Source organism: Candidatus Methylacidiphilales bacterium, assembly GCA_028713655.1.
GTDB lineage: Bacteria > Verrucomicrobiota > Verrucomicrobiia > Methylacidiphilales > JAAUTS01 > JAQTNW01.
Genome location: JAQTNW010000002.1, coordinates 42,321 through 55,339, shown reverse-complemented (window position 1 = coordinate 55,339; position 13,019 = coordinate 42,321). Strand labels below are relative to the sequence as shown.

The 13,019-nt window shown below is 54.2% G+C and carries 12 protein-coding genes; 7 read left to right on the top strand and 5 right to left on the bottom strand.

Features of this window, described 5'->3' with window-relative positions; translation table 11 throughout:
• The first annotated feature begins 341 nt into the window (after window positions 1–341).
• From PHD76_00995 to PHD76_00985, 3 genes are read left to right on the top strand one after another with little or no spacing between them, the layout of a single operon-like run.
• Window positions 342–992, top strand: a complete 651-nt coding sequence (locus tag PHD76_00995) for a DUF4410 domain-containing protein (GenBank protein ID MDD5260402.1) — start codon at window positions 342–344, stop codon at window positions 990–992.
• A 21-nt stretch (window positions 993–1,013) separates the two neighbouring features.
• A complete protein-coding gene (locus tag PHD76_00990; protein ID MDD5260401.1) occupies window positions 1,014–2,843 on the top strand; it encodes a hypothetical protein in 1,830 nt (609 codons plus the stop codon).
• Window positions 2,844–2,893: 50 nt separating this feature from the next.
• Window positions 2,894–4,678: a hypothetical protein gene (locus PHD76_00985; GenBank protein ID MDD5260400.1), complete on the top strand. Its 1,785-nt coding sequence runs from the start codon at window positions 2,894–2,896 to the stop codon at window positions 4,676–4,678.
• Window positions 4,679–4,874: 196 nt separating this feature from the next.
• Here PHD76_00985 and PHD76_00980 read toward each other — a convergent pair whose 3' ends face one another.
• Both PHD76_00980 and PHD76_00975 read right to left on the bottom strand, forming a co-directional pair.
• Window positions 4,875–5,597 (bottom strand): class I SAM-dependent methyltransferase, encoded by a 723-nt coding sequence (locus tag PHD76_00980; protein MDD5260399.1) that lies wholly within the window; start codon window positions 5,595–5,597, stop codon window positions 4,875–4,877.
• On the bottom strand, window positions 5,588–6,343 hold the full coding sequence (locus PHD76_00975; GenBank protein MDD5260398.1) for a glycosyltransferase: 756 nt from the start codon (window positions 6,341–6,343) through the stop codon (window positions 5,588–5,590). The genes PHD76_00980 and PHD76_00975 overlap by 10 nt, the downstream gene beginning before the upstream one ends.
• 116 nt (window positions 6,344–6,459) lie before the next feature.
• Here PHD76_00975 and PHD76_00970 point away from each other — a divergent pair, with 116 nt between their 5' ends.
• Window positions 6,460–8,133: a hypothetical protein gene (locus PHD76_00970; protein MDD5260397.1), complete on the top strand. Its 1,674-nt coding sequence runs from the start codon at window positions 6,460–6,462 to the stop codon at window positions 8,131–8,133.
• Window positions 8,134–8,387: 254 nt separating this feature from the next.
• Here the strand turns inward: PHD76_00970 and PHD76_00965 are convergent, their stop codons facing one another.
• From PHD76_00965 to PHD76_00955, 3 genes are all read right to left on the bottom strand, one after another.
• Entirely contained in the window at window positions 8,388–8,630 is a 243-nt protein-coding gene (locus tag PHD76_00965) for a hypothetical protein (GenBank protein MDD5260396.1), read from the bottom strand.
• Window positions 8,631–8,704: 74 nt separating this feature from the next.
• Entirely contained in the window at window positions 8,705–9,127 is a 423-nt protein-coding gene (locus tag PHD76_00960) for a hypothetical protein (GenBank protein MDD5260395.1), read from the bottom strand.
• Window positions 9,128–9,643: 516 nt separating this feature from the next.
• Window positions 9,644–10,204, bottom strand: a complete 561-nt coding sequence (locus PHD76_00955; GenBank protein ID MDD5260394.1) for a hypothetical protein — start codon at window positions 10,202–10,204, stop codon at window positions 9,644–9,646.
• Window positions 10,205–10,259: 55 nt separating this feature from the next.
• On the opposite strand from PHD76_00955, the gene PHD76_00950 reads away from it, so the two are divergent.
• From PHD76_00950 to PHD76_00940, 3 genes are all read left to right on the top strand, one after another.
• Window positions 10,260–11,576: a glycosyltransferase family 87 protein gene (locus PHD76_00950; protein MDD5260393.1), complete on the top strand. Its 1,317-nt coding sequence runs from the start codon at window positions 10,260–10,262 to the stop codon at window positions 11,574–11,576.
• A 257-nt stretch (window positions 11,577–11,833) separates the two neighbouring features.
• Window positions 11,834–12,127, top strand: a complete 294-nt coding sequence (locus PHD76_00945; GenBank protein MDD5260392.1) for a virulence protein — start codon at window positions 11,834–11,836, stop codon at window positions 12,125–12,127.
• Between the two features lie 378 nt (window positions 12,128–12,505).
• Window positions 12,506–13,018, top strand: a complete 513-nt coding sequence (locus PHD76_00940) for a hypothetical protein (protein ID MDD5260391.1) — start codon at window positions 12,506–12,508, stop codon at window positions 13,016–13,018.
• Window position 13,019 lies beyond the last annotated feature (1 nt).

Genomic DNA, 13,019 nt, shown 5'->3' with positions numbered 1-13,019 from the left:
TATTTATGCCTATGTCGAGCAGCATACGGCGTGCCGGTAGCCTGCTTATCTCACACCCGTCATGGAAAATCTCCCCTTGGCGCTGTTATGCAGGCAGAAGAGAATGTGCTTGGGGTCAAGCAGGCTACTCCAAAACCGCCTCAAAATAAGGCCCTTCTATTTTCAAAAAAATTCTCATTCAGGCGGTTTTGTTTTTAACCCGGATGGTGATGCACCCCATATTTCTGGCCGCTCTTTCGCCTATACGCACTGCAGGCTTTTCAGAAGTAGGTGCGTGCGAAAGACATCCGGGTTAGAATCACTCTTTACTCGCAGGACAGGAATCCATAAACTTCCCCACTATGCGTTTTCCCATTCCCGTTCTTTGGGCCGGCGTTCTTGTGGTTTTGGCCGGCTGTGCCTCCACCGGTGTGGGGAACAAACCCCAGCCGCCGCCGCCCACGGTTGCCGCCGCAAACATCCGTCCCGACGCCATTTATGTTTATGATTTTCATATGGACCTCTCCACGGTCAAAATGGAAGGCAAACGCGGCCAATTGGTGCAGTTTCGCGAACAACTCCGCACCGCAGTGACCCGGCGGCTGGTGGAATTGCTGAACCGGGAAGTTCTCCCCGCCTATCCCTATGGCAAGGATCTGCCGCTGCCAACCGGCAATTTCTGGCTGATTGATGGACGGCTCTTTAAAGTGGACGAAACCAACCAGGCCCTGAGCCTTTCACTTGGAAACGGCCCGGGACAGCACACTTCCGAGGCTTATGTGGAGTTTGCGGCCCTTAATAATAAAACAAATCCCGAGCGCCTGATGATTTTTGACACGTCGGGCCAGCCGTATGCTTTCAAGTTGGAAGCAGAAAATCCAAATGCCGCCCTCGACAAGGACGCAGCGCGGATTGCCCGCCTGGTGACGGACTTTTTGAAGAGTTATTTCGTGAAACAAGGCTGGATCGCAGCTCCGGCGTCTGCCGCGCCCACAAAGGCGCCGCAGCGTTAAACCTTCATCAGGCCATCCAGCGTGAGCCGCTACTACCCGCATCTCGCGCTCGCATTGTTTTTTTTGGTCATCCAGGCCCTGCTGTATCGCATTTCCGCGCAGGTACCGTATGGCGAACTCGCGGACCCCGACGGTTACATGCGCCTCCTTCGCGTTGAGCATTTGCTTTCCAGCGGGCATTGGTTTGATCAAACCGTTCCCGAGAGCAACGCGCCACACGGGGAAAGCTCGCAGTGGAGCCGGCCTCTGGATGTGCTGTTGATTCTGGGAGCATTGCCTCTGTGGCCCTTCCTCGGCCTGAAAAACGCCCTGTTCTGGTGGGGTGTCTGGTTCAGTCCGGTTGTTCAAACGTTCAGTGTGCTGGCTTTGGCGTGGGCCGGCGCCGTTTTGTTCAAACCCGCATCCAGAATGCATTTGAGTTTGTTCTTTCTCTGCCAGCCCGCACTCATCGACTACTATGAAGCCGGAAGGCCGGATCATCACAGTCTGCTGATGTTTTGCTTTATCATCATCACCGGCCAAATGTTGCGCATTCTCACACGGCCCCCTTCCAACCGTCTTCTCATCTGCGCCGGCCTGATGCAGGCGTTCATGCTATGGATCAGCGTTGAAGCTTTGACCGTATGCCTGCTGGCGCAGTTGGCGCTTGGGCTCGCATGGGTGGCGCGGCGGCCGGATGCGGCCCGGCAAAATCTCCTCGTGTCCTTTGCCCTAACCTGTGGTGTGTGTGTTGCGCTCCTGGTTGAAACGCCGGATCATCTCCTGCGCCTTGACGTGTATGACCGCCTCTGCGGGTTGAATCTGGCAATGTTTTCAGCCCAAACCCTGTTCTGGTTTGTGATGGCCCGCCTTGAAAAAAATCCGCGCGTGATCGCATCGTGGCCGCAACGCCTGTTGGCAGGCGCCGCCGGGGCGGTTGTTTGCCTCGTTGTCATTTATATTCTCTCGCCCCGTTTTTTCCATGGGCCATATGCAAACGTTGATCCCCGACTGGCGCAATTATGGTTGAAAAATGTCAGGGAAGTGGCGCCCCTGGCCGCTTCCGCTTCAGCGCTGCTGCCCCAGACCTTGACGTGGCTGGGGCCGATTTTTCTCGTTGCGCCGTTCCTGTTCTTTGATTTCAAGAACCGCATCAGGGATTCCGCGCAACTTTGCGTCGGCGTTTATTTTGCGTTCGGGATTGCCCTCTTTGTCGTCCTGACTTTGGCCCAAATCCGCTGGGCGACCTACGCGGAGCTGATGCTGATTTTTCCACTTACGGAATTGCTTTCCCGGGTGCTGGATTGGCTGGAACCCCGCATCAACCCCAAGTGGTTTTCTCCCGCGAGAACCCTTCTTGTCATGTTTTTCGCCGCCGCTTATCTGCCGTTTGTCCTGCTTTTCAACCGGCCGTCGGGTACAGCGCATGCTCCGGATCAGCCGACCGCCATAGCTGCAAAAGCCGGGTCACTGATGCAGTTGGCAGGCTGGCTCAAAAGCCAGCCCCTGTCGCGGGAGCCACACCAGCGCATCCTGACCCACCTCGATTACGGCCCGGAGATCCTCTACCGCACGGGGATCGAAGTGGTGGGTTCGCCTTACCACCGCAATGCGGACGGCGTGCTGTTTACCTATGACCTGATGAATCGCAGCGATCCCGACGAGGCAAGGTTCGATTTGGACAAACGGGGAGTCACGCTTGTACTGATCGACGGGAGCCCTGCCGAGGCCGGGTTCTACGATCAAAGCGGGAACAAAAATTCGTTCTACCGCCAATTGCTGGATAAAAAAATCCCGGTTTGGCTTTCGGAAATACCTTTGCCGCCCGGCCTGCAGGCCGACTATCATCTCTTCCGGGTAAAAAAACCATAAAAAGCATCCGGCTAACAACTGTTCTTGGCTTCGGACTCTGCCTGTTTCTCATGCAGATGTTCATTTATCAGGCTGGAATATTTGCCAAGCCTGGTGATTTCCTCGACGCGGACGGTTACACGCGCCTCATGCGCGTCCAACACCTGCGCGATACCGGCAACTGGTATGACACGACCGTTCCGCGCAGCAACCCTGACAAATCGGAAACGTCACAATGGAGCCGCCTGTTGGATTTGATCCTGCTGCTCTGCGCCGGGGCCGGAAGCTGCTTCACGGATTTCAAAACCGCCTTGCTCTGGTCGGGTATCCTGATCAGCCCGCTGTTTTATGTTCTGGGCCTCCTGGCCATCGTCTGGGCCTGCCGACCTGTCGTTAAGCCAGGCTGGCTGGGAATGCTCTGCCCTCTGCTAGCCACACAACCGGGCATACTTCTTTACTGCGCAGCGGGGCGCCCCGACCACCATGCCCTGCTGTTCTTCCTGCTGGCCCTGAACATGGGCTGCATGCTTCGCTGTTTGTGCCTGCCCTTTTCACCCAAAGCCGCCTGGGTCGCCGGGCTTGTGCAGGCCGTTTCGCTTTCCATCAGCATCGAAACACTTGTCATCACAGCCATTAACTTCCTGGTACTCGGCATGCTCTGGCTCCGGGGGGAAAAACTCGCCCTGCACAAAAATCTTTTCTTTAGTACCAGCCTCCTGGCCTGCAGCACCCTGCTCTATTCCATTCAAACCCGGCCTGATGAATGGAATGCCGGGGAATTGGACAGGATGTCGCTGGTGCATTTGCTTGTTTTTTCGGTTGTCGCCGCATTCTGGGCTGTACTGGCTTTTATGAATAGCAAAGGCCGGTGTCCGCAGTCCCTAACAGCTTGCATTGTTGCCGGGCTTGCGGGAGCAGGCGTTGCCGCCGTCGCAGCCGAACTGGCCAACCCGCGCTTCCTTCTGGGGCCGCTGGCCAATGTCAGCCCCGAAGCCATGAAAATCTGGGCGAACCTGGTCCAGGAACAGCGCCCTCTTTTTTCCTCCTGGCACGATTTCCCTGGGGCCGTCATCCTTTGGCTGTTTCCATGCCTCTTCGCCATACCCTGGGCCGTCTGGCGTCTTTTTGTGCGCGGCGCGGCATTCAAAACGGAAGACCTGTATCTGTTGCTTGCCACGCTCGTCTTTTGCGGACTGGCGCTCTATCAATACAGATGGGTCTTGTACGCCGAGGCCGTTGCGCTGCCTCTTTTTGTGCAATTGACAGGGTCTTGCCTCGAATGGGTTTCCGAGCGATACCAGGGCGTCAGGCTTTCCATCTTGAGAGTTTCAATGATGGGGGCCTTTTTTACCGCCAACCTGTTCCTCGGGTTCGGCTTGAAGCTGGCATTGGCTGAAAAGACAGCACCCGCCGCAACCAACGCCTCGTCCCCCGGGAAAGTTGAATCGATCCACACCTTGTGTGATTGGCTCAACCGGGAAAGCGGATTGCCTCCGAAACAGCGCATCCTGGCGTTCCAGGATTTTGGAACCGAGATCATTTATCGTACTCCCTATGAGGTTGTCGCCACGCCCAACCACCGGAATGAAGATGGCATTCTGTTTGCCTACCATGCCATGACGGCCTCAAATGCGGATACAACCCGGCAACTCCTTGCCTCGAAACATATCACCCTGTTGCTGCTCGCTCCGCACTCGGGCGAACCCATGGTGTATTCCAAACCCGGGAATCAAACGGTTTTCTACAGCCAGTTGTTGAACGGGCAATGTCCGGACTGGCTCATTCCCGTGCCGCTCCCGCCTCACCTTGCCTCAGGCTACCGCCTTTACCGGGTCAACCTGCCTGCCGCGCGTTGAGGTATGCTTTGCTAAGCGATCCAAATCCCCTCCATCAAGAGGGGCAGAATGGTCGCTGCGGCGACCGCTTCGGGGGGTGTGCCACCCGCCTCGCCGAGTGCTGAAGGCTTCCCAAGATATGCCTAATCTGCTGATAGAAATGTGTTTTTCTGCGCTCTCGGCGACTTGCGGTGAATGCCTCTTTGCGGTTGAATTGCTATTTTTCCAACCGGCAAACCGCCACGGCCGAAAGTCCGGCCAGGCGATTCCAACGCGCCACATGCAATTCCAACTCGAAAAGCGCTACCAACAAAAGGTTGAGCAATGCGGGCGCAGGTTGAAGGTCCGTCTGCGTTTCCGTGGAATGCCGTTTGAAAAAGCGCAGCGGCGCCGCCACGGGAAGCAGCAATCCGTAATAATAATGCAGCCTGAAAATTTTCAGCTCCTGAAAAGCAGACAACAGACTCTTGAGGCTGCTGAGCGTGTAGCGCCGGTAATGCAGAAGGATTTCGTCATGGCGCGACCAGAGGATCGGCAATGCGGGTACGGTGATAAAAAGTGTGCCGCCGCTGTTCAGATGCTTGAGCACTTCCGCCAATACAGCCTGCTCATCCTCGACATGCTCAAGCACGTCCATCATCAGAATGACGTCAAATTTTCCACCAGGCGGAAATTCAGGCAGCATCCGGATTTCGCCGCTTTGCTGCGCCCGGGCATAGCCGGAGTCAATGCCCGTCATCTGCTCCGCGCTCATCAATCCGGAACGCTCAATGAGTTTCAAAAAAATCCCGTCCCCGCACCCAAAATCGGCCAGCTTCGGCGACGGATGATTCCGCAAAACGGATGCCAGGCTTTTTTCAAGCAATTTAAACTTGCTCCGGTAATACCAGTGGGAGCAGGCCTGCTCGGGGCCAAGCTGTTGCGATTCGATCAGGTCCATGGTTGATATTTGCGTTTGAGACGCAGGACGCTGGCCGCCAGCGCGAGCGAGTCACGCAGCACTTTGACTTTGCTGCCTTTCCGTTCCAGCCAGTCGATGGGAACCTCTATGACAGGCAGTTGGTTCGACAGGAGCGCCATCAGCAAATCCAGGTCGAAGGCAAATTTCCGTTCCGTCAACAGCGTGGAAATCCGATTGTAATGTTCCCTCGGGATAATTTTAAAACCGCATTGGGAATCGTAGATATCGGGGCAAATCGAGCAGCCGACCATTGCGGCAAAAAAACGGCCCAGCAGGTGCCGGGAGAATTTTCTTTCAACCTTCCGGCCCAGCATTTTAACCCGCGAAGCAAAAAGGGAGAAACCCGGGTTTTGCCGCGCCAATTGAAACAGGCGGCAGACTTCCTCGGGTGGTATCGAGCCGTCGGCATCCACAAAAGCCACCCAGGCTGCGCCACCGGAGCTTTGCCAGCCTTCCAGGATGGCATTTCCCTTCCCGAGGTTTTTCGGAAGCTCAAGGATGGCCGGGCATTTGCAATTTCCGGTTGTCTGTGGGAAACGCTGCATTTTTTTCAAGCTTTCCAAATCGCCGGTGTCGGAGCCGTCATCGACCACCCGCACAACCGTGCTGAAGGGCAGGGCGGACAGGTTCTCGAGCAGGGAGCTTAAATAAGCGGGCAACCGGCCGCTTTCATTGTAGCTGGGTATAACCAGGAAAAAATCGGGCGGGCGGGCATCCTCATTCATTTTATGTGCCATTTAGCGTTAGCGATCTGAATGTCAACCAGCCTTTGACTTTTGGGCTCGTGTATGTGAATCTCAGCTTAGCCTGCTTATCTCACACATGCCATGAAAATTCAACCATGACTTCCACTCAAACCGGTTTTGCAAAATGGGGCGGCATCCCCCGTCCCGCGCACTGCCTGCTGGCAGCCAATCTGCTTGTCCTGCTCCTGCTCCAGTTGTGGCGCCCGTTCTTTTTTTTGACGAACGACAACCTGTGCTATTTCCAGCCGGTCATGGCCGAAATCGGACGCCGCCTCGCGCATTTTCAAAATCCTTTCTACAATGACTATATCTTTGGCGGGGGCTATTGCCTGCTGCGCGACCCCAGCTTCATCAATTGTTGGCACCCCGTTTTGCTGTTGATTTCGCTTCTGGCTTCCGCGGGCCTTGAACGCTGGATTGTGGAACTCTGGGGTTCTTTTCTGTTGATCGTTCAGTCGCTGGGATTTTATTTCTGCGCCCTGGAAGCCCAGAAGCGGTGGGTGGGCGCGGTTTCACCCTGCTGGTCGGCTCTCCTGAGCCTGAGTTGGACTTATGGCGTGTACCAATTGCTGATCGGCTCTTCCTGGGTGCTCTATCTGGCAAATACCTCAGCCCTGCCGTGGTTGCTCTATGGCTTGCTTTGCCGCGACACCAAAATCGGGATTGCTGTTTTCGTCCTTGCGGAACTTCATGCCTGCATGGGAGGGCATCCCGGGCCGTTCCTGTTTGAAAACTTCGCAGTGTTGCTGCTGGCTTTGGGCCTTTCGGTTGCGGAACGGGACATCGTCCCGGCTGCGCGCTGTTTTGGCTCACTTGCCCTGGCATTCATCATTCTGCTGCCCTTTGTCCTGCCATTCTTGTCAGGGTTTGCCCATGCCACGCGTGCCGACGGGTTGTCAGCCTCGATGCTGCAGGAGGGAAAAATCCCGTTCTGGCACGTCCCGCTTTCCTGGTTTCTTGGCGGCCTTAGCGCCCTGGACGGCGCGCCTCTTGCCGTCGGTGGTCCACAAGCGGATGCTTGCGGCTTGTTATTCTGTCCCGCCGCCTTTTGCCTCCTGTTGTGCCGGCCTGCCTCCTGGACGGGCAAAACAATCTGCCTGGCGTTGTTTATCGCCTTTGCCTTCGTTCTTCTTGTCCGCCCGGCGCCGGTGCAGCACCTTTTTTCCAGCCTGCCCGTATTCCGTTCCCTGCGCTGGCCTTTCAAGGAAGGCTTTTTGCTGTTGTTCGGCCTGCACCTTTGGATGTCCATCTACGGGATGCGCATTTTCTGGAAAAAAGCCGTTTTATATTTCGGTATCGGGATGATTGTGTTTTGCGGCACCCTGTTTTCCTCCCCGGCGCCGACCATCCAGCCTCTGAATGCCGACCGCAATTTTTATTTGTCAGGCAAAGCGGAATCCTTCTGGCAATTGGCCCGGCAGTTGCAGGCTCCCGGCGAATACTTTGCGGCGGTGCTGCCGTTCAGAAACCCGCGCGACGACGAAGCCTCGATACTGCTGGGTTCCTGCAACTATGGCTCCCTGTTCCGTGTGCCCTGCGCCATCGGGTATTCGCTCACCCGCGCCAACGCCTCCAATCGGTTTGGGCCGCAGCCGTTTTACATGGGTTTTTACGAAGAGCAGTTGTCCGGCCTACAACATCGCGAGCAATTGATTTTCCTGTCCTTCGATAAACCGGGCAACACCAGCGTACTTGTACGAAAAGCCGGTGGCCGCAACTACCGGATCACCTGGCAGGACCAGGCCTGGCGCCTGTCGGAGATTCCCTAAAAAACCGTTCTCAAACGCGGATGGAAATCTTACTCTTAATCCTACTCTTACTCCATCTCAAACTCTTGAAAGCTAACACAGAATCTCGCACAAAGCCGCGGAGGAAAACCAGAAACTGGCTTTGGCCGCGAAAATGCGCAAAAGACGCAAAAGGCTAGAACCAGCGCAGAGGAAGGTAAAACTTAGGAACTTAAAACCGGCACAAGCCGTAAAGTGCCGGTGTGTGAAGGATTCGGCGGCCTGGCTCGATATTTTTATTTCTCATCAAACAGTTGTTTAAATCCCAGGTTTTGAAAATTAAATAAGGCAACAACAATCATCAGTGCTCCAAACCATAAATTGGAATCACCTTCTGATTTAACAAAGTAAATCCATATGTGACGTGAACCGGCAAAGAGTAATGCGGCACAGACAAATGCCGATACTCGGGGACCTGATGAATTGCGAAGCGAGAAACGCGCATAACGAGTTGCTAACGATATAAAGAGTTTGATCATAATGTTTTTATTCCGTCGCGTTCGTAATGGCCAACTTTCGCTAGCTTCGGCGGGCGACGCTCTCCGCAGTCTGGTTAGTTCTTTTCATTTCTTAATAAAAGTTTCGCCCAACGGGGGGCGGCTACAATACATGCAACACCAAAGACCATAGAAATCATGGCTTGAGACAGCGCGTAAATATCAGAACTCCCTAAAGTCTCATTTTTTTGACCCTCTGCAGCAATCTTCAGTAAATAGTGTATCCAGTTAAGGGCGTTGGGAATGCTGGATAAAAAATACCAAAGGCCAACCAAAACAAAGGCAAAGCAATATAAATCCGCTCTTGTGAGGGTTGTAAACGTAATGTCAGTTTCGATACCTCGAATCATAAGGCGCGATATAGAAGGGGCAAAACGCCAAAACACAAAAGCCAGAGCAAATAAAAATACTGGCGTAGAAAGACAGCATGCTGTGCCCAACGAAAAGTCATAGGGAATAGACACCATCTGGGGAATCATAGTGCATAATCCGGTAATTAGCCAGGACAGTGTAAAGAACCGGATTACGAGGGCTGCGATGTTATATAGCGGCATATTTTTTGACCTCACAGTATTGTTCAACCGCGCGCGGCAATTGCAACGTGTTGTAGAACTCTTGCAAAGGCAACCCAATTGTGAACAACCTGCCGTTGGCGCTGCATCAAGGCAGTTTGTGCGCTTGCACTTCCGAAACAAGATCAAATCCAGAAGTTTGAATTCCACATCCTGAATTCTTCATTTCCATCCGTTTCCCTTCGTGCCCTCCGCGGCTTTGTGAGAGAAATGGATTTTGGCTTCCTTTTGTGATTTTCGCGTGTTTCGCGGGCAAAATAAAACCCCTTTTCTTCCCCCTTGTCAGGGGGATGGTTTAAGACAGGTTTTAAGCTTTCACCTCATTTTTGCATCTCTTGTTCGCACACGGGGCGAATCCGTCCTCTGGCGGACGTCTTGGTGTTAAACACTTCGCGTTCTCAGCGGTAAAAGGTCAAAAACTGCTTACGTCTGGGCGGTCGCTTCCTCGGGAATTGGCTCCACCGGATTGTTCACCCGGAACACCATCCCGTGTCCACTGCTGATTTCCGCGATCAGCCCGTCCATTTCCGTAAGCTTGAACTCAATCTCCGGCACCAGCAGCGTTTCCTGCGTCACCGCATGCTCGTACACCACAAGCTTTTGCCCGTTCCGCATGATTTTTTCGCGCGACTTCAAAATGCGCTTCCGCTCCAGCAGCAGGGCCAGGAGATAACAGGTCTTGTGGTTTTCCGGCGTGAGGTTTTCCAGGAGTCGCCGCAATTCGGACTCCGCATCCTCCTTGCGCACGGCATCCGGCGATACCGGCGGGTCGGGCTTGAAGATCGATTTCCAATTCGAAACCATCTCCGGCGCAGGCTGGCGGCTCTCCCATGCTTCCTGGCACATGTCGGTCCGCAACAGGCCCTCGGGTGTGTCGATCAGCAATGTATAAAAAGGTTCATCCTCCTGGAAGGCGCGGCCGCTGATTTGGCAGACTGAGGACCGTGTTTTGATGTTCCATTCCGGACTGGCAATTCCACTCATAAATGGAGATCATAAGCACAGCCCGACAGGTTCACAAAATATTTTTTATCACGCCATGCCTTCCTCGGATTCAACACCGCTTTCAAAAAGTCCCTTTTCGGACCCCGGACTCCTGCTTCTGAAGGTCCTGAGCCTCGCCTCCATCTGCATCTTCAGCGCCGGGCTGATCGCCTTTTGGTTTGGCGCCAGTGGATTTAATGCCACGAACGGGCGCATCCTCAGCAGCGATTTGACGCAGCACTACGCCGCTGGAAAAATGGTGGCCGAAGGCCGGATGCAGGATCTCTACCGGGACAGCAAACTTGGCGACCGCATGGGTGAACTTTTTGGAGGCCCCAATTTCGGGAAGACCAGCGGGTTCAACTATTTATATCCGCCCCTGCACGCTCTCATGGTTTCGTCGCTCGTGACACTGCCTTATAAAACATTTGCAGCCCTGTGGCTGGCAGCTTCTGTCGGCCTTTACCTGGCAGGGGCCTATTTCATTTTGAAATGCTTCCCCTCTCTCGCGGGAAGGCCGGGCTTGCTTTTCATGGCGGGCCTGCCGGTGTTTTTTTATGGCTTGATTGTCGGACAAAACGCCGCCCTTTCTTTTTTTATCTACGCCGGGGCTGCGCTCCTGCTCTGCCGGAACCGCCCCTTTCTCGCCGGCTTGCTCGCCGCCTGTCTTTTTTACAAACCGCAATTCCTTCTGGCTCCGGGTGTCTTCATGTTGCTTGCCGGGCATTGGCGCTATTTTTCGGGCCTCTGCCTCGGGTCGCTGGGATTTCTCCTGCTCGGCCTCTGGACCTGCGGGATCGATTCCCATCTGGCCTGGCTGGGTGTCATGAAAAATCTGCTCTGCGGCGGCCAGAACCAAATCTTCAATCTGAACCAGAGCCTGCGTTATTTTCTTTTGAGCCTTCACGATTCCTCGCCCACGGCGCGGGGATTGGCCGAAGCTGCCTTTTCCGTTTTTTCCATGCTGCTGTTCGCCGCATCCGCTTTGCTTGTGCGCTGGTCGCGGCCGTTGCGCGCTGTCGGCTCCCAACATGCGCTGCTGTTTGCCATCAGCCTGGTTTTGCTGATTTCGCCCTATGTGATGTATTACGATCTTTTGCTGGGCGCCGGCTGGTGGATTGCGGTCATGGCCAGTTCGGATTCCGGACTGAAGCTTCGTCGCAATCTGCTGCTTTTGTTTTTCTGGGGGATCACGCTGTTTTCGATCAACTTCGAAGGCTGGAAAGTTGCCCCCACGGCGCCTCTGTTGCTGGCCTGGCTGGCGGGCGGGTTCTGGATCGTGTACCAACCGCGGCTGCGGCAATTGAAGGCCGGTTGTCTGGAGGATTGTAACATTCTGCGAAAGTTTTTGTGCCGAGAAAGCAACACTTAACGCAAAGCCCGCGACCACGCGGTCCGCAAAGGCACAAAGAAAAGCACAACACTTTTTACAGGAAGGTCGCGAAGATCACAAAGTTGAACATTGAAAACAGGTTGCGCCTCCCGGCATGGGAATATAATTCCATTGCTTTTAGCGGTGTGTTTTGCTAGTGATTGAGCGTGAACCCGACACCCATCCTTCCTAAAAAAGGACTCCATGTCCCGTTGTCGGAAGACCAGTCGTCACTTCCGCCTCCTGGAAAACAACGTATGTACGCAGTTGCTTTTGACCTCGATATTGAAATTCTCAAGCAAACCTATGGCGATCCCTATAACAATGCCTACGGGGAGATTAAAAAAATCCTCCATGCCAGGGGATTTGATTGGCAGCAGGGCAGCGTCTATTTTGGCAAGCCGGAAGTCGTCAATGCCGTCACCTGCGTCGTCGCCATCAATGAATTATCAAAAACCTTGCCCTGGTTTGCCGCCTCTGTCCGGGACATTCGCATGATGCGGATCGAGGAAAATAACGACCTCATGCCCGCCATCCAGATGGACAAATAATCTTTGCCCCTCACGTCGTGGGGTGGTTATCTTACAAAGACGTTTCAGCCTAATATACCGTTCGTCAGAAATATGAAGACCAACCGAGACAAGGCTATCGTCGGTGCGTGTGTCTTTCTGGCGAGCGGAATATTTTATTTAATCGATTGCTTCCTCGCGCATAGATCGCATCAGGATGTTTCCTGGATTGCGAGCGGTATTTACTCCCCAGGCCCCTTTGGGTTCTGGGCCACAGCATTTACAGCGATTTTTGGATTGGCCTATTTTATTTTCTATTCCGTGAAGAGTCTATTCAAACAATGAGGTCGTACAGGGCCGACCACCTCTCGCCCAAGCCACATGAGATGCAAAATAAAGGGCTCGAATACGCCGGATAAAATGTCTAGGCTCACCCTCGTGAAACGCATCCTCTTCATCGCCATTCCGGTCCTGCTTTTTTGTGTGTGCCTGTCCGCAGCCCAGGCAAAGCCCTTTTGGAGAGTCGATCTGCCGGGAGGCAGTTATGTGGTTGCCTTGGATTCCATCACATCCGTCAGCACACATGAGTATCTGGTGGATGGGACAATCCGCGTCAAGGAACTGACCGTCGATACCACGGGCAATACGACGGCCCGCTTTTATTATCTGGCGCCCGTGGATGTACACGCCCCTGGCGGCATCGGAGAGTCGATCAAGGGGGATATCCAGCAACACTTTTCAGACCTGATGGACAAAACTGGACAGGGAAACCTGCAAACCACGGTGATCAAGAACTACCCGACAACGACCCATGCCAAGACCGTGGAATACCGGCTTATCAGCGAGGAGCAGGTGTTGTCCCTGTTCAAGAGTGTCGAATCAGCCTGGCGCAATTACAAGGAAACCACCTACAAGCCTGACGCTCCCAAATAGC

Excerpts from the sequence above, each read along its gene's own strand:
- PHD76_00995 (MDD5260402.1), top strand. The coding sequence starts at position 342 with ATGCGTTTTCCCATTCCCGTTCTTTGGGCCGGCGTTCTTGTGGTTTTG.
- PHD76_00950 (MDD5260393.1), top strand. The coding sequence starts at position 10,260 with ATGCCTTCCTCGGATTCAACACCGCTTTCAAAAAGTCCCTTTTCGGAC.
- PHD76_00975 (MDD5260398.1), bottom strand. The coding sequence starts at position 6,343 with ATGAATGAGGATGCCCGCCCGCCCGATTTTTTCCTGGTTATACCCAGC.
- PHD76_00945 (MDD5260392.1), top strand. The coding sequence starts at position 11,834 with ATGTACGCAGTTGCTTTTGACCTCGATATTGAAATTCTCAAGCAAACC.
- PHD76_00985 (MDD5260400.1), top strand. The coding sequence starts at position 2,894 with ATGCAGATGTTCATTTATCAGGCTGGAATATTTGCCAAGCCTGGTGAT.
- PHD76_00955 (MDD5260394.1), bottom strand. The coding sequence starts at position 10,204 with ATGAGTGGAATTGCCAGTCCGGAATGGAACATCAAAACACGGTCCTCA.
- PHD76_00965 (MDD5260396.1), bottom strand. The coding sequence starts at position 8,630 with ATGATCAAACTCTTTATATCGTTAGCAACTCGTTATGCGCGTTTCTCG.
- PHD76_00940 (MDD5260391.1), top strand. The coding sequence starts at position 12,506 with ATGTCTAGGCTCACCCTCGTGAAACGCATCCTCTTCATCGCCATTCCG.
- PHD76_00960 (MDD5260395.1), bottom strand. The coding sequence starts at position 9,127 with ATGATTCCCCAGATGGTGTCTATTCCCTATGACTTTTCGTTGGGCACA.
- PHD76_00970 (MDD5260397.1), top strand. The coding sequence starts at position 6,460 with ATGACTTCCACTCAAACCGGTTTTGCAAAATGGGGCGGCATCCCCCGT.
- PHD76_00980 (MDD5260399.1), bottom strand. The coding sequence starts at position 5,597 with ATGGACCTGATCGAATCGCAACAGCTTGGCCCCGAGCAGGCCTGCTCC.